Here is a 22,237-nt window from a genome sequence, read left to right as displayed (position 1 = left end):
TATCGCCCTTTCTCCCGGCCACCCCGCCAGAGCGGGCCGGCCGGTTTCCGCACGCATAATGGAAAAAACCTTTAAATTTAATCACAGGAGACATTCTGTTTGATCATGAGTAAGAAACGTATTGGCATATTTGGTTCTACCGGCTCCATTGGCCGGCAGGCGCTGGAAGTAATCGCTGCACACCCCGATAAATTCGAGGTGGAAGTGCTCACCGCACAACAGAATGCAGACCTTTTAATAGAGCAGGCCATCCAATTCAAGCCGAATGCCGTAGTGATTGGTGACGAGAGCAAATACACCGCAGTAAAAGATGTTTTATTTGATAAAGGCATAAAGGTTTTTGCAGGGCCAGCCGCCATGGTGGAAGTGGCCGCCTGGGACTCGATCGATCTCATGCTGGCCGCCATTGTCGGCTTTGCGGGGCTCGCTCCCACGCTTTCCGCGCTGGAGCAGGGCACGCCCGTAGCGTTGGCCAACAAGGAAACCCTCGTAGTGGCCGGCGACATCGTGATGGCCACCGCCCGCAGAAAAGGAGTGCCCATCATCCCCGTGGATTCGGAACATTCCGCTATTTTCCAGTGCCTCACCGGCGAGCCGGCGAGGGTGGAAAAAGTGATCCTGACCGCATCCGGCGGGCCTTTCCTCGGCAAGAAAACCAATTACCTGATCAACGTCAAAAAAGATCACGCCCTGCAGCACCCTAACTGGAGCATGGGTGCCAAAATCAGTATCGATTCCGCCACCCTGATGAACAAAGGGCTGGAAATGATAGAAGCCAAATGGCTGTTTGGCCTGGCCGCAGAACAGATTGAAGTGGTCATCCACCCACAATCCATCATTCACTCAATGGTACAGTTTACCGACGGTTCCATGAAAGCCCAGATGGGCCTGCCTGATATGAAACTGCCCATCCAGTATGCCATGGGGTACCCGGACCGTTTGTCCAATGATTTCCCCCGGTTTTCTTTCAAGAATTACCCCTCGCTGACATTTGAGCAGCCGGATACCAAAACATTCCGTAACCTTGCCATTGCCATAGAGGTATTGAAGAAGGGAGGCAATGCCGCCTGTGTGATGAATGCCGCCAACGAAGAAGTTGTTAACGCGTTCCTGAAGAACCGCATCGGTTTCCTGCAAATGACGGAGGTGATCGAAGAAACGCTGGCAAAGATTCCTTTTATGGAAAAGCCGACTTTACAGCATTATTACGAGGCGGACAGCGCCGCCCGCGAGCACGCGGCGGAACTGATCCACAGCCTGATTTAAACATAGCAAAAAAAGTATACATCCAACAAATACATGGAAACATCGGAAATATTAATTAAAGCAGGACAGTTGATTTTGTCGTTGTCGATACTGGTAGTCCTGCACGAAATGGGGCACTTTATCCCTGCCAAACTGTTCAAAACCAAAGTAGAGAAGTTCTATTTGTTTTTCGACCCCTGGTTTTCCCTTTTCAAATTCAAAAAAGGCGATACGGAATACGGCGTAGGCTGGCTGCCGTTGGGCGGTTACGTGAAAATCTCCGGGATGATAGATGAAAGCATGGACAAAGAGCAGATGAGCCAGCCCCCGCAGCCGTGGGAGTTCCGCTCCAAACCTGCCTGGCAGCGCCTGATTATCATGATCGGCGGAGTAACGGTGAACCTCATCCTCGGTTTCCTGATCTATACCATGATTTTGTGGTACTGGGGCGAACAATACCTCCCCATGCAGAGTGTGAAATACGGCATCGTGGCCGATTCGCTGGCGCAGAGCATCGGTTTGAAAGACGGCGACAAAATCGTTTCCATCGATCAGCAGGTGCCGGAAAGTTTCGACGACATCACCCGCGACGTGATCCTCAACGAAGCCAAAACCATCCAGGTGGAAAGAGATGGTCAACCCGTGAACGTGCAAATCCCGAAGGGGTTTGTGAATAAAACCATCAAACGCAAAAGCGCCATCGTGATGCCGAGGGTGCTGCCCATACTCGATTCCGTTTTTGCCGACCAGCCCGGCTTTAAAGCAGGGCTGCGCCAGGGCGACAAAGTGCTGAGCGTGAACGATACCAGCGTACAGTATTACCACGAATTCCAGAAACTGATCCGCCGCGATACCGGTAAAACAGTCGACCTGACGCTGCTCCGCGGCAACGATACCATCCAGGTAACCACTAAAGTGCCCACCAAGGGTGGCCTGGGCGTTATGGCCAGGATGGACAAACAGCTCGATATCGCCACCAAAACCTACACCTTCGGCGAGGCCATCCCCGCCGGATTTAACCGGGCCATTTCGACCCTGGTAAAATATGTACAGCAGTTACGGCTGATATTCGTATCGGAGGAAGTGAAAGCCAGTGAATCACTCGGCGGCTTTATGACCATCGGTAACCTGTTCCCGTCCGTGTGGGACTGGCAGAGCTTCTGGACGCTGACGGCGCTGCTGAGCATTATCCTCGCTTTTATGAACATCCTGCCCATCCCGGCGCTCGACGGCGGGCATGTGGTATTCCTGACCTATGAAATGATCACCGGCCGCAAGCCCAGTGAACGTTTCATGGAATATGCGCAGATCGTGGGGATGGTGATCCTGTTCGGCTTACTGCTGTATGCCAACGGCCTGGATATCTGGCGCTGGTTAATGGATAAATTTTAGTATCTTTGCAACTGCAAAAATACTGGGGCTGACCGGTTTTGACAGCATAGGTCTTTGAAAGTGTAAGCATGTCGTGCGTTGGATAATTAGCACGTTAATCTGAATACCCAAACTTTAATTGGCGAATCTAACTACGCCATGGCTGCCTAATCAGATTAGGTACCCATTATAGCCGCCTGAGTTGTGACCCACTACGACTCCTGCCGCTGAATCAAAACCATAGCGGGATAGGTACACATGGTTTCTGTGAGTGTGTAATGAAAATCTAAACGGATACGAACGAGGTTGGTTTGTTCTGCCCCTGCCGAGTTCCGACAAATCAATGCAGAAATAAACATGTAGAAAGCTTTTGGGGAATATGTTTGGACGCGGGTTCGACTCCCGCCAGTTCCACAACCGCCTGTAGGTCAATGACTTACAGGCGGTTTTTTTATGCGTGAACCCCTTGTGTACGGTGGTTCCATTTGAATTCCGAATAAGCCTCAGGCTGCTGTTGAGTATGAGTCTTTTTAATACTGCCTTATTTCGCCAGCAGCGCCTGTCCCTCAAAAACTATCCCAGGCCAGCCATGCGCCATAAATTGCCTGATATTCTGATGATCCGTTCCGGCAGGTTTGCTTAATACCGATTGATAGTGCTCGGCAAACAGATAGAGGGTGTCTTCCTTGCTCAGGTGATTTAATTGCGCAAACGAAAAAACCTTTGCACTCCCCTGGTTCTGCGTTGCCTCATTATATGCTTCACCATTTTTAAAGGCGGTCGGTTGATGTTGATAGTACGTTTCAATGAATTCAATCACTTCCTTGAACGTGATTGAGTTGTTTTTTAACTGCGTAATTAAATTGCTCAATTGCTCTTTCATGCTGAATTTTATCTGTTTAAAATGAATGTAATCTCGTGTGGAAGCTGCCGCTTTAACAGCTGCCGTGCCATGCGACGCCCCAAAATATCAAAATGTAAAGATGTAGTTTCTATCAAACATGTGCCGGCCGAAATTATAAAATTCCGCGTAGATCTACAGGAGACCTTCTAAACCGGAGAGCTTTCGTTTTACTATTCCCCGTTTCCGGACCTACAGGTTCCTCCTGATAAAAAAAATAAAAAAATCAAAAAAATCTAATAACTTAATTCCCTCAAAGCATAGATATTGTCCCCTCAAATAAATAATGCCCTTGGAAAACAAACGGTTGTCTGAAATATCCAAACGAATCGAAAATGACGATGAAAAAGCTTTCAGGGAAATTTTTGATTTGTTCTATTTCGACCTGCTTGCCTTTTCCAGGCCGATAGTGGCGGACGAACAGGCGGCCGAAGACGTGGTGGAAAACGTATTCCTCCGGCTCTGGCAGAACCGCAAAACCCTCGGCAATATCAATAACCTCTCCGCGTACCTGTATACTGCCACCAAATATGCATCGATCAACTACCTGAAAGCCCGGAAAAATACCTGTGATGTGGCTATAGAAGAGCTGGACGACAGGAGCCTGTACAATTTTTCCACCCCCGAGTCTTCCATGATCGGAAAGGAGAATGTCCTGAGCATCGAAAGGGCTATCAACCAGCTTCCCCCGAAGTCCAAGCTCGTATTTTACCTGGTCAAGGAAAAAGGCCTGAATTGCCGGGAAGTCGCTAAAATACTGAACACCTCCGTAAGAACGGTGGAAACGCAGTTGTACCATTCTTTAAAGAAGATCGCCTCCTTACTGGAGGAAAGCCAGGTTATCCAGCCACGGCGGAGCACCCGATAAACAACAGCCATTCCCCGGCTCCAGTTCAGGGAAGGGAGGCTTCCATTCAACGCATTTATGCCCGGATTGCATGGCGACAAATGGCCGGTAAAGCGCATTCGTGGGGGAATTTCCATCACCATAGCCCGTCTCACACCACTGCTTCAAAAAAAAGGAACTTTTTTTTCCGGCAGACTACGTAAATAGCTTTCTTGTCTTGTCATATAGAAGAAGTATCATAGACTCGTTCATGCATAGAAGCCGTTTAATTGAATTGCTGGCAAAAAAGAAAGCTGGGGAGATATCGCTCCAGGAGCAATTTGAGCTGTCAAAATGGCTTCAGGAGAACGAAGACGACCGGGAACTGGCCGACCAGCTGGACGAATTGTTCCACCTCGACTATGGCCCCGTAGTGACGGACGAAGACAGGAAGGGAAAAGAAAAGAGCTGGGACCGCATCGTCAACGCCATCCACACCGAAAGCACCGAGGAGCCATTGGTGCTGAAGAAAACGAGGATATGGCCGTGGCGCAGGCTGTTACCGTTGTCGGTTGCCTCAGTGGTTTTGTTTTGTGTGGCAGGATGGGGATTATATTATTTCATGGCCGCCCCAAAACAGGGCGGAACCAGTCAGAATATCGTCGGTACAGAAAGAGGTTCCAGGTCCAGTCTTATCCTGCCGGATGGCTCGCATGTTTGGTTGAACAGCGACAGCAGGCTATCATACGGCGCTAATTTTGGCAAGAACGACCGGGTACTGATATTGACAGGGGAGGCGTATTTTGATGTGGTCAAGGATCCCGACCATCCGCTGATCATCCGCACCCCCACCATTACGGTTAAAGTACTGGGAACGGCATTTAACGTGCGTGCATATCCTGATGAAAAGAATACAACTACCACACTGGTGCGGGGCTCGGTGCTGGTATCCGTCAACGAAAAAAAACATTTGAGCTATACTTTGGGACCGGATGAAAAACTGATCGTAAATAACGACTCCGGCCTGTCAGACAATACCAATAACAGTGATACAAAAATCGATAAAAGACCAGATGTAGTAACCAAAATCAAAATAGTAAAAACCGATTCTATTCCTCCCGAAGCGCAATGGATCAAAAACAAGCTGGTCTTTATCAACAAACCACTCTACGAAGTTGCCAATATTCTCTCCAGGTGGTACGGTGTAAGCGTTATCGTGGACGGAAGTGAAGAAATGAAAGCCAGGGAGTATACGGGCTTTTTTGAAAACCAGAATATCCAGAGTGTGATGGAATCCCTTCGGTTAGCAGGTGGCTTCAGGTACAAAATGGAGAACAACACAATTTTGATAGAGCCTTAACCAAACTCACGTTTTTATGATAACTAGACTATTGCTGATTTTGACTTAAAATCAGAGGGGCCTCCACGTCCCCTGATGTAAACAACCACAAATGTCGACCGGGGAATTTTCCGGCAGCTTTCAATTGAACATTTAAGTTATGAAAAAAATGAACTGCTATAGCCGAGGCTATATGTATAAGCTATTGCTTGTAATGAAAACATTAGTTTTCCTGGTGCTCTTTACCTGCTCGTCGTTACTGGCGAATGACCTTGCCGGGCAGGATAAAATCACCCTGAATTTCAGTAAGGCGCCCATCGAAAGAGTACTGAGGACGATTCAGGCACAGAGTCGGTATTCATTTGTTTATCAATCCGAGGTTTTCTCGCGGGGCATCGAAATCAACATTCAGACAAAAGACGCACCCATCGATTCGGTGATGTCCCAACTGCTCCGGAACACGCCGCTGCACTACAAGAAGATGGAGAACAACATCATTATTATCATGAACAAAAGCGCCCCCGAGCTCAAGCCGGTTTCCTCGCAGCCGCCGGTCACCGTCCGGGGAACGGTGAAAGACAGGGCCGGCGGTATGATGCCCCAGGTGTCGGTGTACATCAAAGGCACACAGAACGGAACGGTGACCAATGAAAAAGGGGAGTTTACGATCAATGCGAATTTGTACGACAGCCTCGTTTTTTCTTTCGTGGGTTACAAGGCGCAGACGGTTTTCGTCAGCGATAGCCGTCCGCTGAACATCGTGCTCGACGCGCAAGAGGGCAGTTTGAACGAAGTAGCCGTGGTCGGCTATTCGAGACAGAAAAAATCGAGTATGGTGGCATCCGTTACGACCATCAAACCGGGAGAACTGCGGATACCCAGCAGCAACCTGACCAATTCACTCGCCGGGCGCCTGGCGGGTGTTGTTGCATATCAGCGAAGCGGAGAGCCGGGGCAGGACAATACGTCGTTTTTCATACGGGGCATCACCTCATTCGGCGCATCTGCCAAGAAAGACCCGTTGATTCTTATCGATGGTATTGAGTTGAGCACGAACGACCTGGCCCGCCTGAATCCGGACGACATCGCCAGTTTCAGCATCATGAAAGACGCCCTGGCCACGGCACTCTACGGTGCCAGAGGCGCCAATGGCGTGATCCTCGTAACGACCAAGGAAGGACGCGAAGGAAAAATGAATGTGGACGTGCGCTTTGAAAATTCCTTTTCAATGCCCACCGAAAAAATCGAAACGGCCGACCCGGTGACGTTCATGAGAATGCACAACGAATCGGTGAAAACCCGCGATCCCAACGGCCAAACGTTATATACAGACGAGCAGATCACTTTCACCGAACGCGGCATGCACCGGGATATCTACCCGGCCACCAACTGGCGCGATGCGATGTTTAAAAACTACACCGTCAACAACCGCCTGAACCTCAGCTTCACCGGCGGCGGCAGCGTGGCCAGGTATTACGTGGCGGGCAGCGTAACCCGCGACAAAGGGAATCTTCGTGTGGACCGTAAAAACGATTTCAATTCGAATATCGATCTCTACAAATACTCCATCCGGTCGAACGTCAACATCAACCTCACCAAGACCACCGAAATGTCGACCCGCTTCGTGGCCAATTTCGACGATTACACGGGCCCCATCGATGGGGGCTCTTCCATGTACCGGAAAGTGATGCAGGCAAACCCGGTGCGCTTCAAACCCTATTATGAGCCGGATTCCGCCTTCTCATACGCCAAGCATATCCTGTTCGGCAACTTTGAAACGGGTAACTACCTGAATCCATACGCCGAGGCGTTGAGAGGCTACCGCGATTACAGCAGGAGCAACATGCTCACCACGGTGGAACTGAAACAGAACCTCGACAATTTCGTCAAAGGTCTGATGGTGCGCGGGCTGGTCAACTTCGACAGGCGGTCAGAGTACAGCATTTCCCGCGCGTATGTGCCTTTTTATTACCAGATTTCCTCCTTCGACCTGAAGAACGATTCCTATAAACTGGTGCGGCTGAATCCCAGAACCGGTCGCGAAACGCTGGACTACGACGGCGCCAATACAAATCGGGAAATTTCCAACAGCTTCTACTTTGAGGGTGCTACGCAGTATAATAACAACTTTGGGAAAAACAGCGTCAATGGCCTGCTGGTGTTTACTGCCCGCCAGTTCAAAGAGGGTGCGCCCAATACCATCCAGCTATCGCTGCCCACGCGTAACCTGAGTCTTTCCGGCCGTTTCTCCTATAATTACGATTCCCGTTACCTGGCGGAATTCGCTTTCGGCTATAATGCCTCAGAGCGGTTTTCGAAGAAAAACCGCTGGGGCTTTTTCCCTTCTTTCGGGGCGGGCTGGGTGATTTCGAACGAACCTTTTTTCGAGTCGCTGGCACCGCTGTTTCGTCAGTTGAAAATTCGCGGTTCATACGGCATTGCGGGGAACGAGGCAATCGGCAGCGCCTCGGAACGCTTCTTCTACATGTCTGAAGTTGATCTGGATGCACCCTACAATGTAAACTGGGGCATCAATATGAACGAAAACCCCGGCGGCATCAATGTGAGCCGTTATGCTAACGACCAGGTGGGCTGGGAACGCTCCTATAAATCGAACCTCGTACTGGAGTTCAACCTGGTAAATGGCCTTTCATCCATTATCGAAGTGTACAAGGAAAAAAGAAAAAACATCCTGCAAAACAGGATCATCCCCGCAACCACCGGCATCCTGCCGGCAGTGAAAGCCAACCTCGGAGAAGCGGAGGGGAAGGGGATTGATATTGAACTGAACTACGACAAAAGCTTCGGGAAAAACCTGCAGCTCACCGGCCGGGGTACTTTTACATACAGCACCAGTAAGGTGATCAAATGGGAAGAGCCAGACTACGGAAAGAATTTCTGGCTGTCGAGAGTAGGCACCAACCTGGGCCAGACATGGGGCCTGATCGCCGAAAGGCTGTTCGTGGACGCGGCTGAAGTGAAGAACTCACCCAAACAGGAGTTCGGCACGTATACCGGCGGCGACATCAAGTACCGCGACATCAACGGCGATGGCAGGATCGACAACCTCGACTTCGTACCGATCGGCCACCCCACCACACCGGAAATCATCTATGGTTTCGGGTTGTCGGTGGCCTACAAAAGATTCGACCTCAACTTCTTTTTCCAGGGCCTCGCGAGGGAATCTTTCTGGCTCAACCAGAACAACGTAACGCCTTTCATCGATGGCGACGCATCGGACGGCAGGGTAGGACAGAACGCGGTGTTGAAGGCCATTGCAGACAGCTACTGGTCCGAATCAGACCGGAATGCCTATGCCTTCTGGCCGCGGCTTGCGAATTATAATATTGAGAACAACAGGCAGACGAATACCTGGTTTATGCAGAACGGCGCCTTTTTGCGGCTCAAGTCGGCCGACGTCGGGTATACCCTCCCGAAAGAATGGCTACGGAGATATAAAGTTTCCAACCTGAGGATTTACTTCAGCGGCTCAAACCTCGCGGTATGGAGCGCCTTCAAGTTGTGGGACCCTGAAATGGCAGGCTCCGGCTTCGATTACCCGCTGCAGAAAGTTTATAACGTAGGATTTAACATTGGCCTGTAAAAGATCTGATATGAAGAACATCTTTTTAAAAATAACCGTTTTTTGCATCGTATTGACGGGAACCGTCTCCTGCAATAAGTACCTCGACGTGGTGCCGGATAATATCCCCACCATCGACAATGCTTTCTCCGACCGGTACAACGCGATGAAATTCCTGGCTACCTGTTACTGGGGCATCCCCAAATCCGCCGGATGGAACGAAAATCCCGCGATGCTCGGCGCCATGGAAATGATATTCAACAGGACCCACAGAAGCCAGGCAGGCATGCAGTTCGCCCTCGGCGAAAACAGCGCGGCGCTCGCGCTGACCAATTACTGGAGCTCCGGCGGCACCATGGTACGGTCGCTGTATGCCGGCATGAGGGATTGTAATACGTTCCTGGAAAGGATCGACGGCGTGCAGGACATCAACAAGTACGAAAAGGAACGGATGAAGGCGGAAGTGAAACTGGTGAAAGCTTATCTTAATTTTTACCTCATCCAGTATTACGGCCCTATCACACCGCTAAGAACGAATACCTCGCTGACGGAGCCTACTGCCGGCATTCGTGTATACCGCGAAAAAATAGACGACTGTTTCAAATATGTGCTGGAACTGATTAACGAGGTCATCCAGTCGGATGCGTTGCCGCTGATGATCGAGGGAAAAAACACCGAACTGGGCAGGTTCTCCAAGCCGGTGGCTTATATGCTGAAAGCAAAGGTGATGACTTACTGGGCGAGCCCGCTGTTCAATGGCAACACGGATTACAGTGGGTTCAAGAACCACGAAGGTGTTCCTTTCTTTAACCAGCAGTACGATGCGTCGCGCTGGGACAGTGCTGCGAACGCGTGCAAGAAAGCGATAGAGGTATGCCTCGCGGCAGGCAACCGGCTGTATAAACCAGCCGATTTCAGGGCGGTCAGCGCCAGGGTGACATCCGATACCACCTTGCTGATCAACACCCTCAGGAGCGCCGTCACACAAAGGTGGAACCCCGAAATCATCTGGGCCAATTCTTCCTATCCGGCCAACTGGAACTACCAGATTACGGCCATTGCGCGGATGGAGGCGGCCACTTCCACGCCGTCCGGCTACACGGGCGTGCTTAGCGTACCGCTGTCGACGGTTGAATTGTTCTACTCCAACAACGGTGTGCCCATCAATGAAGATATCTCGTATCCATACGCCAACCGGTACAACATCAGGGTGGGAGACAATGCGCACAACCTGCTCATCGCCTCGGGAGAGAAAACGGCCGCGCTCAATTTCGACCGTGAAATGCGTTTTTACTCAACGCTGGGCTTCGACCGGGGCAGGTGGTACGGGAACTTCTACCGCGCCAATAACGACAACGAATCACCATTCCCTAAAAACCGGTTCGGCGAATTTTCGTCCGTATTCAATCCCGGGGAATACAATGCCACCGGTTACTGGCCCAAAAAGCTCGTGTCGATGAATACCACCTGGCGCGATGCCAACAGCGTATCGGAAGAGACTTATCCATACCCGGATATGCGTTATGCCGACCTGCTGCTGCTCTGCGCCGAAGCCCTCAACGAATCCAAACAGGCGCCCGACAACGAGGTGTACCAGTATGTGGATTCGGTAAGGGCGAGGGCGGGCCTGAAGGGTGTACTGGAGAGCTGGGCCACCTACTCTAATCAACCGGCAAAGCCGCTCACGAAAGAAGGCATGCGCCAGATCATACAACAGGAAAGAAAGATAGAACTGGCCGGTGAAGGTGTTTATTTCTGGGACAGCAACCGGTGGAAAACCGCACTGAAGGAAAGAAACCGCGCCATCCAGGGATGGAACATCAACGGCCGCGAAGCGGAAGAATATTATACCGTTACCACCGTCTACTTCCAGCGGTTTACTTACCGGGATTATTTTGCGCCAATCCCCCAGTCTGAAATGATTAAAAATCCTTTGCTCATTCAAAACCCCGGTTGGTAGTTTAAAATACTTGGTTATGAAAAAAATGTTTTTACTGATAGTTGTTTTCGCCGGCCTGCAACAGGCCTGTACCGAAAAAACAAACGAACCCATATCCCCTTCCTCCGGCAAACCGGGGCTTGTAACGGAAGTGTCGGTGCAAAACGTACCGGGTGGTGCAATAGTGACCTATCGTATCCCCAACCAGGCGGATGTAATCAGCGTGAAGGCGGTGTACAAAATCACCACCGGCAAACAGTACGAAGCGGTATCGTCCATGTACGAAAATAAAGTTGCGGTGATGGGTTTCAACGATACGGAAAATCACGAGGTGCTGCTGTACACGGTGAACAGGGGACAGGAACTGTCCGAGCCGGTAAAGTGCACCATCAAACCGTTAGCCTCTCCGCTCAGTCTGGCTGCAAAAACGGTGCAGATACAGGGCGATTTTGGCGGGGCAAGGTTCACCTGGGCGAATGAGCAGAAGTCGCCGCTGGCGTTTGAATTTTATACGCCGGATTCTCTGGGAAGGATGGCCCTCGCCAGGGTGGTCAATTCCCAGGTGGAAGCAGGCAGTCAGGCATTGAGGGGCTACGCGCCGGTTCCCCGCGAGTTCGGGGTAGTGGTGAAAGACAACTTTGGCAACCGGTCTGATACAATCTTTCCTGCGGGCAGAAAAATCACGCCGCTGTTTGAAGAACGGCTGCCGAAGGCTACCATGAAAATCATGAAACTGGCCAACGATCAGAATTTCACGAACTGGGAAGGATCCGACCAGAAAATCATCGACGACGACAAAACGTCGTTCGGTCACTCGCCTTCATCCTCCCTGCCTGCGCCTTTCACCCTGGATCTGGGCATGCTGGCGAAAGTGAGCCGCATCGTTCTCTTCCAGCGGAAATTCGGGGACAGCTATTTCAACTGGGGGAACCCACGCGCTTTCGACGTATACGTGAAAGTAGGCACGCCTTCCCAGAGCGGCGATTGGGGAGAATGGAAGAAAATAATGGAAACGGAGATCATCAAACCTTCAGGCGCAGCCTCGGGAACGGTGACCGACGACGACCTCCGGGCGGGTGAGAACGGCCACGAATTTACCTTCGATCTGTCGCAGGAACCGGTGCGCTACATCAGGATTGTAGTGCGCTCCACCTGGGGAAGTACCACCTTTACGCACCCGGCAGAAGTGGATGTGTACGGCGAGCGGAAATAGCTCCGACCGTGTTTTGATGCCTAATGTGATCATTCAAACTAACTGACAAGCACATGAAATATATACTGCATGTTTTTTCGTTTTTGTGTATGCTGACGGTGGTTGCGTCATGCGACAAGTTTACCGACATCCACAAGGACTTTATTAAGAATGGCGAGATCATCTATGCCGTAAAACCCGATTCCGTGGTATTCATAGCCGGGAAGGAACGGCTGATGATGCGGTTGTGGATGGAAAATGCCCAGAACGTAAAAGAGGTGGTTGTGTCGTGGAACAGCGGGCAGGACTCGCTGATCGTGCCGGTGTCGTTCAAGACCGGGCGAGACAGTGTGGAGGTGTTACTCAAAAACCTGGAGGAGAAATCGTATTCGTTTAACATCTATGCCGTAGATAAATTCGGCCACCGTTCCCTGAGCTATACGCAGTTTGGTACGGCGTTCGGAAACAATTACGCCGGGTCGCTGGGCAACCGGAGGATCAAGAAGGTCACACTGACGGAAAAAGAAGGTGTGATCGACTGGTTCGCGCCGGCGGAAGGCATGATACTGAACGAAGTGAGCTTCACCACCAAACGCGGGAACGACACGCTTGTGCGTTTCCCCTCCGCATCTTTCAGCGTAACCATCGACGTGAAAGCAGGTTCTTCGTTCAAATACCGCTCACTTTACATCCCGCAGGCGGAATCCATCGATACGTTTTATTCGGCCTGGGGCACCGACAAGATGCCTGATACGTATGTTCTTGACCGCTCCGCCTGGAAGGCCATCTCGGTGTCTGACGAAACCGCCAGCGACGGCGGAGGAAAAGCGGCGCTGATCGACGGTAACCTGGGCTCCTACTGGCATTCACAATGGGGGCCGAACATTCCTTCGCCGCACTGGGCTATCATCGACATGGGAGCTGTGAAGAGCATCGCCCACTTCAGCATATACAGAAGAGCGGGCAATACGGACGCCAAAACCGTACAGTTCTTCCTGGGTAACAGCAGCGATCCCAATACCGGGTGGACATTGGCGGGCGAAGGCGTTTTTTCTTCGGGCGATATGATGAATGTCAACAATTCGGCCAACGCCACGGGAAGATACCTGAAGATTTACCTGCCGGACAGCAACAGACCGCCGTTTACAGCCATTGCGGAGGTATATGGATACGGTAAATAGGGGTGTGCGAACACCGCTTCATAAGACTTTTGAACAGTACCGGCCGTCATGAAAAAAGTTGAGCAATCGGAAGGTTGCTCAACTTTTTTTAGCTGCATCGTCAGTCATTCCTGCTCTGCAGTATTTCGAGGTACTTTGCCTTGATTTTCGCCCAATCGCTTCCGCTGCCGGTATGCGCGGCCAGTAGCTTTTGGAGCGCTTCCTCTTCCAGCGGCTGCTTCAGGGCCATTTGTATGTCCAGCATCACCAGCAGGTACTTCGCCCGATCGAGCTCGCTCAACGAATCCAGCTGTATCCCGTACCGCGGTAATGTTTCCGCAGCCATCTCCGGCGCTTCTTTAGAGTACACAATGTCGTACAGCACCGCAAATTTTTTTGCAAACACCTCGTCGTCCAGCGTGCGGTAAAAGTTAACCGCGTTTTCCGCTGCCGGTGTTCCCACAAAAAACGTATTGCCGGCTACGTCTGTCAGGGTGAACCTGCGGTCGGCCACCAGGTCGCGGACCTTGGTGATTTTCGGAAATCCTGAACGGGGAATTTTACCGGAATTTTTTTTCAGGTTGTTTGTAAATAATGCATTAACGGCATCCACATCATCCACCCGGATGAAACACATCGAAGAGTTTCCGGAAGGGACCAGCTTTCTGTTCCCCCAGAAGTGAAGCTCGATTTCGCCGAATTGCACAACAGCGTACGGGTTAGGGGAAACGTAGAGGCCCTTTACTTCGAAACCTAACTGCTGGTAGAATGCGGCCTGCGTTTTTATATCCGCGCAGGGAAGAATCGGGATGACCTTGTTCATGAAGTTTGCATTTGAGCGATGATCGCCAGTGCTGCAATAATATCGAATTAATTTACCCGTTTACGGCCCCGAACGCAGAATATCCGTTTGTGAAGATGAATAATCCGTATCTGCGGCGCAAGGCAGCACGTTTGGGTATCAAACAACAATACAGCGCATGGAATCGCTTCGCTCATCCCGCACCCATATACTTCTTCCGGTATGCCAGCGGATTATAGCCGGTGATTTCACGGAATGCCCTGTTGAAGTTGGAGAGTGTATAAAACCCGCTGTCGTAGCATACCTGGGCAACATCTATATTTTCATCCATCAGCAGTTTGCAGGCATAACCGATGCGTATCTCGGTCAGGAAATCCGAGAAGTTTTTATTCGCATGTGTTTTGAAATACCGGCTGAAGGAGGTGGGCGTCATATTGGCGATAGCAGCCACTTCATCCAGGGTGATCTTTTCGCGGAAGTTTTTCATCACAAAAGCATGCACGCTGTTCATCCGCTCCGTGTCTGACGCTTTCAGCTGGTTGGTATAACCGGCGCTGGCCAGTTGCCGGCATTCGGTGGATTGCGACAACAGGTGGAGCAGTTGCAATAGCGACAAGATCCTGCCGAAATCATGCTGCAGCAATATCTGCTGCATCAATAATGTGGCCTGCTGGTTGGTGTTGCCGTAGAATTCAATTCCCTGGCTGCTCCTGGTCAGCAATTGCCGCATCTGCCAGGCCTCTTTTTTTTCGAGGAAACCATTCCCCAGGAAGTCTTCCGGCAGGTACACAACGATGCCTTCCGTCCATAAATCTTTATTGCCTTCGAAGTATTCCGGGTCGCTTTGCCACATATGCGGCAGGTTGGGCCCAGTGAGTACAAAATCCCCCTGCCGGAACGGCGCCAGATGATCTCCGGTAAAACGCGTGCCGGTACCTCTCAATACCACAAACAGCTGGTACTCCGGGTGAAAATGCCAGTTGGGATCGAAATGCGGTTCCTTCAGCATCTTGGCTTCAAACACCCTGTCGGCCGAGATCGGTGATTTTTGCAATGCAGCTTTCATGACCGGTAGTTCTTTTCATTTATCATAAGAATGGAGGTTGTGGTCTGATTTATGATAAAATATAGTCAAAATCTGGCAATATTAAGGAAAGCTGCAGAAACGAATTTCCGGATATTCGTTATATCATTCGTTCTTTCTTATGAACAGAAAATTCCACGTTTACTTATTCTTGTCAGCATGCTGCTTTTTTATGGCAGCATGCCGGCAAGATGCGCCGCGCAAAATCGAGATCCTTTTCCTGGGGCATAACAGCGAGCACCACAACAGCGCATTATATATGCCGATGCTGGCTTCCGCACTGGCTACCGAAGGTATCCAGCTGACGTATACCGATAACCCGGATGATCTCAACAGCACAAACCTGGCGCAATACGACGGCCTGTTGCTGTATGCCAACCATGACTCGATCTCTGCCCCGCAGGAAGCGGCGCTGCTGGAGTTCGTCAGGTCCGGTAAAGGGTTTATTCCCGTTCACTGTGCCAGCTACTGCTTCCGCAACTCTTCCGCTTTTGTTGACATGGTGGGTGGCCAGTTTCTCAAACACGGCACGGATTCTTTTACCGCGGTGATCACCCATAAAACGCATCCCGTTACCCAGTCGCTGAAGGAATTTGCGACCTGGGACGAAACATATGTGCACGACAAACTGAGCAACGACCGCACCGTCTTGATGGAGCGGGTTGACAGCCAGCGCCGCGAGCCCTGGACTTGGGTGAAAGAATACGGCAAAGGACGTGTGTTTTATACAGCCTACGGCCACGATGAGCGTACCTGGAACAATCCAGGTTTTCATGCCCTGCTGAAGGCAGGGATTGTATGGGCGGTGGGCGATAAAGTGAAATCCCTCTGGGAGCCGTACCGCGCCTCCCTGCCGAAGCTGGTGTACCGCGATGAGGCCAATATCCCGAACTACGAAAAAAGGGAGCCCCCTCCGCAATTCCAGGAGCCGCTTTCACCGGAGGCATCGGCCAAACTTATACAGGTGCCGCCGGGCTTCGATCTGGAGCTGTTCGCATCGGAGCCGGATATCATCAATCCCATTGCGATGGATTGGGACGAGAAAGGCCGTCTTTGGGTGATCGAAACCGTCGATTATCCGAACACCGTGCGCGACGAAAAAGGGGAGGGAGACGACCGCATCAAGATATGTGAAGACACCGACGGTGATGGCCGGGCCGATCGCTTCACGGTATTTGCCGACAAGCTGAACATTCCGACCAGCCTCGTGTTTCACGACGGCGGCATCATCGTGTCGCAGGCGCCGCATTTCCTTTTCCTGAAAGACACGACGGGCGACGGTAAGTCGGACATCCGCAAAGTGATCATCGATGGTTGGGGAACTTTCGATACGCACGCCGGCCCTTCCAACCTGCGCTACGGCATCGATAATCACATCTGGGGAACGGTAGGTTATTCCGGTTTCAAAGGTGCCATCGGCGGAGTGCCGTTCACCTTCAGCCAGGGTTTTTACCGCTTTGCACCCGACGTTTCTTCCTTCGAATTTATGACCTCCACCAGCAATAACACGTGGGGATTGGGTTTCACAGAGAACAATGACATATTCGGCTCGACGGCCAACAACACGCACAGCGTATTTATGGGCATCCCCAATAAGGCGCTGCAGGGTGTGGAAGGGATCAACGCCGGCGGCAGCAGCAAGATAGACGGTCACTATGCCATGCATCCCATTACACAGCACGTGCGGCAGGTGGATGTATTTGGTGGCTTCACGGCTGCTGCCGGCCACAGCTTTTACACCGCCCGCAATTTCCCGGAAGAGTACTGGAACCGCATCGCATTCGTATGTGAGCCCACCGGGCACCTGGTGCATTCCGCCCGTATAGAAAAGGATGGTGCCGGTTTTAAGGAGAGGGACGGCTGGAACCTGTTTGCCAGCGCGGATGAATGGGTGTCGCCCGTAGAGGCGAAACCGGGGCCGGATGGGGCAGTGTGGGTGCTCGACTGGTACAATTTCATCATTCAGCACAACCCCACGCCCACGCCGGAACGCGGCGGTTACGCGGCTACCAACGGCAAAGGCAACGCTTATGAAAATCCGTTGAGGGATAAAAGCCATGGCCGTATCTGGCGCGTGGTCAGCAAAAAAGCAAAAAAGGTCAACTATCCGACACTCGATAAAAAGGAGCCGGCAGGTTTACTGGCTGCGCTGGACAACGATAACATGTTCTGGCGGCTTACCGCACAGCGGCTATTGGTAGAACGTAACAATAAAGACCTATTGCCTGAACTGGAAGCCCTGACGAGAAAAGACATGCCGGCCGCATTGCACGCACTCTGGGCAATCGACGGGCTGGGTGCCGCGGCGAAAAACGAAGCCGTGACAGCCGCGCTCAAACACCAGCATCCCGCGGTGAGAAAAGCCGCCATCCAGATACTGTCCAAATACGACTGGACGGAGGCACAGATACTGAACAGCGGGATACTGAAAGATGCCGACCCGAATACCCGCCTCGCCGCTTTGGTGTCGCTCACGGAAACCGGACCGTCCGAACAGTTGGGCAAAGCTTTGTATGTCATCAGCAACGAAGAAGCGGTGAAAAAAGACGACTGGTTGGGCAAAGCGTTGTATGCCGCTGCTAACCGCCATCGCAAAGGATTTATCGATGCCTTCATGGCGGCGCATCCGGGATATCAGCCCGTGGAACCTGCTGCCGTGAACCGTGCTGCTGCTGGTTTCGACGATGCTGCCTGGAAGGAAATGAAACTCCCTTCCACCATCGAAAACGCGGGGCTCGAAATGGATGGCGTGGTGTGGTTTCGTAAAACGGTCGACGTAGCGGCGCCCGGTAAAGAAGTGATGTTGTCGCTTGGCCCCATCGATGATTCGGACGAAACATTTATAAACGGCGTATCTGTCGGGAAAACGGAACGTAAGTGGAGCCTGCCCCGCAAATACAAAATACCGGCAGGCGTGCTGAAACCGGGTAAAAACGTCATTGCCGTGCGCATGGAAGATACGGGTAACGACGGCGGCATTTACGGTCAACCGGCCGATCTGTACCTGCAAAACGGCACGCAGCGCATTCCCCTGGCCGGCAACTGGCGGTACGAAGTGGAGAAAATAGCGCGCGGTGGTTCCGCCCGGTTGTTTGGAGATGCGGGCATGGCGGAAACGTTTGTGCGCGCTTACCTCAACAAACCGGCAACGGATGAGCCCGGCGCGGCCGCAGCCGATGCTACGCTGATACACATCAGGGTGATCAAAAATGAAATGAAATACGATGTGAAGACCTTCACCGTGGAAGCGGGCAAACCTGTCGAGATCAAATTTGAAAACCCGGACTTCATGCAGCATAACCTGGTGATCACCCGCCCCGGCGCATTGGCGGTGGTAGGGAAGGCGGCCGATAAACTCGCCGCGCAGCCGGGCGGTGCGGAAATGCAATACGTGCCTTCGGTGCCGGATGTATTGTTCTCCACGCGGCTGGTGAACCCGGAAGAAACGGTAACGCTTCGTTTCACCGCCCCCGCGCAAACAGGCGATTACCCGTTTGTCTGCACATTCCCCGGCCACTGGTCGATCATGAACGGGGTGATGAAGGTGGTGCCGAAAAAATAACGCGCCATACCGCAGGGAATGCCATATAAAACGACGTCATGAACGTTATGATGGAAGTGTACAGAAAGATAATTCTGCTGCAACATTCATGTGATGGAAGTGATGCAAAATATAATTCTACATGCAGCAACAGATCAGCCTGGGCGTAAGCACCTGGTTATGGACGTCACCTTTTACGACTGCCACCATCGCGCTTTTTCCGAAAATAAAAGCGATGGGATACGATGTGGTGGAAATCCCCGCCGAATACCCCGAGCAGATCGACGGCGCTGAAGTGGCCCGCGCACTGGACGCCAATGGCCTGAAAGCCGTGGTTTGCGGAGCGTTTGGGCCCACCCGCGACCTTACGCATACAGACCCGGCCGTGAATGAAAACTGCTTCACCTACATCCGGGACTGTTTTGCACTCTGCAACGCAGTAGGAGCAGGGTTCCTCGCCGGCCCCATGTATTCCGCCGTAGGTAAAACGCGGATGCTGCCGCCGGAAGAGCGGAAAAGAGAATGGGATCTGGCGGTGAAAAATCTGCAGCGCGTTTGCGCAGACGCACAGGCGCACGGCGTGTCCATCGCCCTGGAGCCGCTCAACCGTTTTGAGTCCGATCTCGTGAACACGGCTGCGGATGTGCACCGCCTGGTTACAGACATCAATCACGCCGCCGCAGGCATCCTGCTCGATGGCTTCCACATGGCGCTGGAGGAACGCAGCCTCTCCGCCGCCATAGAACTGGCCGGCCCCAAACTGTTGCATGTACAGGTGGCGGAAAACTACCGGGGCGTGCCGGGCACCGGCCAAACGCCCTGGCAGGATTTCAAAAAAGGCCTCGATACCATCGGCTACAGGGGCGTAGTGAGCATAGAAAGTTTTACACCCGATATAAAGGAACTGGCCGGCGCTGTCTGCATCTGGCGGTCGTTTGCGGAAACGCAGGATGCATTCGCTGAGGAAGGATACCGTTTTTTACATCAATTGTTAAGATATGAGCGATAAAAAAATCAACGTGGCGATCGTGGGCCTGGGGTTTGGCGCTGAATTCATCCCCATCTACCAGCATTACCCCAACGCCCGGCTGGTGGCCATCTGCCAGCGGAATGAAAAACGGCTGAACGAAGTGGGGGATGCTTTCGGTATCGCGAAAAGATACACGGATTACGACGCCCTGCTGCAGGATCCGGAAATCGATGCCGTGCACATCAACACTCCCATCCCCGATCACGGCATACAGTCGATCAAAGCCCTGAAAGCCGGCAAACACGTGGCCTGCACGGTTCCCATGGCTACCACCATTGAAGAATGTGAAGAGATCGTACGCCTCACCAAAGAAAAAGGCCTCACATATATGATGATGGAAACGGTGGTGTATGCCCGCGAGTTCCTCTTCATGAAAGAACTGCACGAAAAGGGAGAACTGGGCAAACTGCAGTTCCTGAAAGCGAGCCACCAGCAGGATATGGACGGCTGGCCGAATTACTGGCCGGGCCTGCCGCCGATGTATTATGCCACCCATTGTGTGGGGCCGGTACTTGGACTGATGCGCGGCGAGGCGGAATATGTCAGCTGCCTCGGCTCGGGCACCATCCGGGAAGATTTGCAACAGCATTATAATTCTCCGTACGCGGTGGAAACCACCCATATCAAACTCCGGAATTCAGACCTCTGTGCGCATGTGTACCGCTCCCTGTTCGATGTAGCCAGGCAGTACCGCGAGAGTTTTGAAGTGTATGGTTCCAAAAAGTCCGTGGAATGGCCCCTGATCGAAGGGCAGCCGCTGGTAGTACATACCGCTAAAAAGCCGGAGCCGGAAATACCGCAGGAAACGGAATGCCCGGACTATGCGCACCTGCTACCTGAACCCATTCAGCGTTTCACCCGGCAGGGCGTATACGACGCGGACGATCATCAGCACCTTTCATTTACCCAGGGCGCCGGGCACGGCGGTTCGCATCCGCACCTGGTACATGCGTTCATCGACGCACTGGTGAAAGGAACGCAGCCGTACCCGAATGCGGCGCAGTCCGCCAACATCACCTGCGTGGGCATTCTGGCGCATGAGTCTGCCAAACAGGGTGGTGCCATTCTGCCGTTACCTTTGTTTACTTTTCAATCATAACGTAAAGTTTAAGTGTAAGCATGCCATGCCCGGGTAATTCTGCCCGGGCTTTTTTTGTCATCGCACAGCTTCAGTTCTTCAGCACCACCCTGTATCGCGCTTTCCCTTCCGTCAGGTGTTTAATCGCCTCATTCACCCGTTCCATGGGGAACTCTTCTACCGTGGGATAGATCTGGTGCCGTACACAAAAATCCAGCATGGTTTTGATCACAGCGGGGCTGGCGCTCGGGCTGCCGGCTACTTTTTTTTCGCCGTTGATGAGACTGAAAGCCGGGATGCTCATCGGCTCCAGTACCACGCCAACGGTGTGCAGTTCTCCTTTCAGCGCAAGGCAGTTTAGGTAGCGCTCCCAGTCCAGCGGCACATTCACGGTGCTGAGGATAAAATTCAGCTGCCCTTTGACGGCTTGCAGGTCATCGGCATTGGTGGAATCGATCACGCGTGTGGCGCCCATCTCCCTGATTTCGTCGTGCTTCGATTTGTTGGAACTGAAGGCCGTTACTTCACAGCCCCAATGGCGCAGGAAGCGGATAGCCAGGTGCCCGAGGCCACCGATGCCGATGACGCCCACTTTGTCTGTAGGCTTCACACCGGCCGCGATGATCGGGTTAAACACGGTAATGCCGCCGCAGAGCAAGGGACCGGCCTTTGCCAGGTCGATGCCGGCGGGAAGGGGAATGGCCCACGACCAGTGGCCGCGGACGATATCGGCGAAGCCGCCGTGCCGCCCCACGATCGTTTGTTCTGCGTCGGCACAGAAGTGGTGCTGCCCGCTCATGCATTGGGGACAATGCATGCACGAGGCGGAAAACCAGCCCATGCCCACCTTGTCGCCCACCTTTACACCTTTTGCTTCACTGCCGGTGCGGATTACCTCGCCCACCATTTCATGACCGGGCACCAGCGGGTAATGGGTGGTGCCCCAGTCGTTATTGATCATATTCACATCGGAATAACAAAGGCCGCAATATGCCACCCTGATATCTACCTGCTCTTTGCCGATTTCGGGAAGCTCGTACGTAAACGGCTCCAGTTGACCTTTGGGCGCTTTGACCGCGTATCCGGTCACGGTTGTTTTACTGTCCATGTTTGTTTTGTTAAGACACGCAAATTACCCGGCCGGGT

General features: G+C 52.3%; 15 protein-coding genes and 1 other RNA gene. 12 read left to right on the top strand and 4 right to left on the bottom strand.

Features of this window, described 5'->3' with window-relative positions; genetic code table 11:
• Positions 1–105 precede the first annotated feature (105 nt).
• From EGT74_RS01135 to ssrA, 3 genes are all read left to right on the top strand, one after another.
• The gene (locus tag EGT74_RS01135; protein ID WP_181954722.1) at positions 106–1,266 is read left to right on the top strand and encodes a 1-deoxy-D-xylulose-5-phosphate reductoisomerase; all 1,161 of its coding nucleotides are present in this window, start codon (positions 106–108) and stop codon (positions 1,264–1,266) included.
• A gap of 33 nt (positions 1,267–1,299) precedes the next feature.
• A complete protein-coding gene (gene rseP, locus EGT74_RS01130; RefSeq protein WP_123844655.1) occupies positions 1,300–2,637 on the top strand; it encodes an RIP metalloprotease RseP in 1,338 nt (445 codons plus the stop codon).
• 24 nt (positions 2,638–2,661) lie between these two features.
• Positions 2,662–3,033: a transfer-messenger RNA gene (gene ssrA, locus EGT74_RS01125) on the top strand.
• 124 nt (positions 3,034–3,157) lie between these two features.
• Here ssrA and EGT74_RS01120 read toward each other — a convergent pair.
• Positions 3,158–3,499, bottom strand: coding sequence for a HopJ type III effector protein (locus tag EGT74_RS01120; RefSeq protein WP_123844654.1), 342 nt, complete (start codon positions 3,497–3,499; stop codon positions 3,158–3,160).
• A 310-nt stretch (positions 3,500–3,809) separates the two neighbouring features.
• Between EGT74_RS01120 and EGT74_RS01115 the strand changes: the two genes are divergently transcribed.
• From EGT74_RS01115 to EGT74_RS01090, 6 genes are all read left to right on the top strand, one after another.
• Positions 3,810–4,385, top strand: coding sequence for an RNA polymerase sigma factor (locus EGT74_RS01115; RefSeq protein WP_158617949.1), 576 nt, complete (start codon positions 3,810–3,812; stop codon positions 4,383–4,385).
• Between the two features lie 229 nt (positions 4,386–4,614).
• The gene (locus EGT74_RS01110; RefSeq protein WP_123844650.1) at positions 4,615–5,703 is read left to right on the top strand and encodes a FecR family protein; all 1,089 of its coding nucleotides are present in this window, start codon (positions 4,615–4,617) and stop codon (positions 5,701–5,703) included.
• 193 nt (positions 5,704–5,896) lie between these two features.
• Positions 5,897–9,286, top strand: a complete 3,390-nt coding sequence (locus tag EGT74_RS01105) for a SusC/RagA family TonB-linked outer membrane protein (RefSeq protein WP_123844648.1) — start codon at positions 5,897–5,899, stop codon at positions 9,284–9,286.
• Positions 9,287–9,296: 10 nt separating this feature from the next.
• On the top strand, positions 9,297–11,225 hold the full coding sequence (locus tag EGT74_RS01100) for a RagB/SusD family nutrient uptake outer membrane protein (protein WP_123844646.1): 1,929 nt from the start codon (positions 9,297–9,299) through the stop codon (positions 11,223–11,225).
• 16 nt (positions 11,226–11,241) lie between these two features.
• Positions 11,242–12,417, top strand: coding sequence for a DUF5000 domain-containing lipoprotein (locus EGT74_RS01095; protein WP_123844645.1), 1,176 nt, complete (start codon positions 11,242–11,244; stop codon positions 12,415–12,417).
• Between the two features lie 53 nt (positions 12,418–12,470).
• Positions 12,471–13,577, top strand: a complete 1,107-nt coding sequence (locus EGT74_RS01090) for a DUF4998 domain-containing protein (protein WP_123844643.1) — start codon at positions 12,471–12,473, stop codon at positions 13,575–13,577.
• Positions 13,578–13,677: 100 nt separating this feature from the next.
• Here the strand turns inward: EGT74_RS01090 and EGT74_RS01085 are convergent, their stop codons facing one another.
• Complete coding sequence (locus EGT74_RS01085) at positions 13,678–14,379, bottom strand: VOC family protein (protein WP_123844642.1); 702 nt, start codon at positions 14,377–14,379, stop codon at positions 13,678–13,680.
• Between the two features lie 172 nt (positions 14,380–14,551).
• Positions 14,552–15,424, bottom strand: a complete 873-nt coding sequence (locus EGT74_RS01080; protein ID WP_123844640.1) for an AraC family transcriptional regulator — start codon at positions 15,422–15,424, stop codon at positions 14,552–14,554.
• A 190-nt stretch (positions 15,425–15,614) separates the two neighbouring features.
• Between EGT74_RS01080 and EGT74_RS01075 the strand changes: the two genes are divergently transcribed.
• The 3 genes from EGT74_RS01075 to EGT74_RS01065 all read left to right on the top strand — a co-directional run bounded on the left by EGT74_RS01075 (position 15,615) and on the right by EGT74_RS01065 (position 21,112).
• Positions 15,615–19,004 (top strand): PVC-type heme-binding CxxCH protein, encoded by a 3,390-nt coding sequence (locus tag EGT74_RS01075; protein ID WP_220392787.1) that lies wholly within the window; start codon positions 15,615–15,617, stop codon positions 19,002–19,004.
• A 121-nt stretch (positions 19,005–19,125) separates the two neighbouring features.
• Positions 19,126–19,992, top strand: a complete 867-nt coding sequence (locus EGT74_RS01070; protein ID WP_123844637.1) for a sugar phosphate isomerase/epimerase family protein — start codon at positions 19,126–19,128, stop codon at positions 19,990–19,992.
• On the top strand, positions 19,982–21,112 hold the full coding sequence (locus tag EGT74_RS01065; RefSeq protein WP_123844635.1) for a Gfo/Idh/MocA family oxidoreductase: 1,131 nt from the start codon (positions 19,982–19,984) through the stop codon (positions 21,110–21,112). Before EGT74_RS01070 ends, EGT74_RS01065 begins: the two co-directional genes overlap by 11 nt.
• A gap of 70 nt (positions 21,113–21,182) precedes the next feature.
• Here EGT74_RS01065 and ahr read toward each other — a convergent pair whose 3' ends face one another.
• A complete protein-coding gene (gene ahr, locus EGT74_RS01060) occupies positions 21,183–22,199 on the bottom strand; it encodes an NADPH-dependent aldehyde reductase Ahr (protein WP_123844633.1) in 1,017 nt (338 codons plus the stop codon).
• Between the last annotated feature and the right edge of the window lie 38 nt (positions 22,200–22,237).

Source organism: Chitinophaga lutea, assembly GCF_003813775.1.
In the GTDB taxonomy this organism is placed as follows: domain Bacteria; phylum Bacteroidota; class Bacteroidia; order Chitinophagales; family Chitinophagaceae; genus Chitinophaga; species Chitinophaga lutea.
This window is presented reverse-complemented; position numbering and strand designations above follow the sequence as displayed.

Coding starts and splice junctions, on each gene's coding strand:
- EGT74_RS01135 (WP_181954722.1), top strand. CDS start 106: ATGAGTAAGAAACGTATTGGCATATTTGGTTCTACCGGCTCCATTGGC.
- rseP (WP_123844655.1), top strand. CDS start 1,300: ATGGAAACATCGGAAATATTAATTAAAGCAGGACAGTTGATTTTGTCG.
- EGT74_RS01120 (WP_123844654.1), bottom strand. CDS start 3,499: ATGAAAGAGCAATTGAGCAATTTAATTACGCAGTTAAAAAACAACTCA.
- EGT74_RS01110 (WP_123844650.1), top strand. CDS start 4,615: ATGCATAGAAGCCGTTTAATTGAATTGCTGGCAAAAAAGAAAGCTGGG.
- EGT74_RS01105 (WP_123844648.1), top strand. CDS start 5,897: ATGAAAACATTAGTTTTCCTGGTGCTCTTTACCTGCTCGTCGTTACTG.
- EGT74_RS01100 (WP_123844646.1), top strand. CDS start 9,297: ATGAAGAACATCTTTTTAAAAATAACCGTTTTTTGCATCGTATTGACG.
- EGT74_RS01095 (WP_123844645.1), top strand. CDS start 11,242: ATGAAAAAAATGTTTTTACTGATAGTTGTTTTCGCCGGCCTGCAACAG.
- EGT74_RS01090 (WP_123844643.1), top strand. CDS start 12,471: ATGAAATATATACTGCATGTTTTTTCGTTTTTGTGTATGCTGACGGTG.
- EGT74_RS01085 (WP_123844642.1), bottom strand. CDS start 14,379: ATGAACAAGGTCATCCCGATTCTTCCCTGCGCGGATATAAAAACGCAG.
- EGT74_RS01080 (WP_123844640.1), bottom strand. CDS start 15,424: ATGAAAGCTGCATTGCAAAAATCACCGATCTCGGCCGACAGGGTGTTT.
- EGT74_RS01075 (WP_220392787.1), top strand. CDS start 15,615: ATGGCAGCATGCCGGCAAGATGCGCCGCGCAAAATCGAGATCCTTTTC.
- EGT74_RS01070 (WP_123844637.1), top strand. CDS start 19,126: ATGCAGCAACAGATCAGCCTGGGCGTAAGCACCTGGTTATGGACGTCA.
- EGT74_RS01065 (WP_123844635.1), top strand. CDS start 19,982: ATGAGCGATAAAAAAATCAACGTGGCGATCGTGGGCCTGGGGTTTGGC.
- ahr (WP_123844633.1), bottom strand. CDS start 22,199: ATGGACAGTAAAACAACCGTGACCGGATACGCGGTCAAAGCGCCCAAA.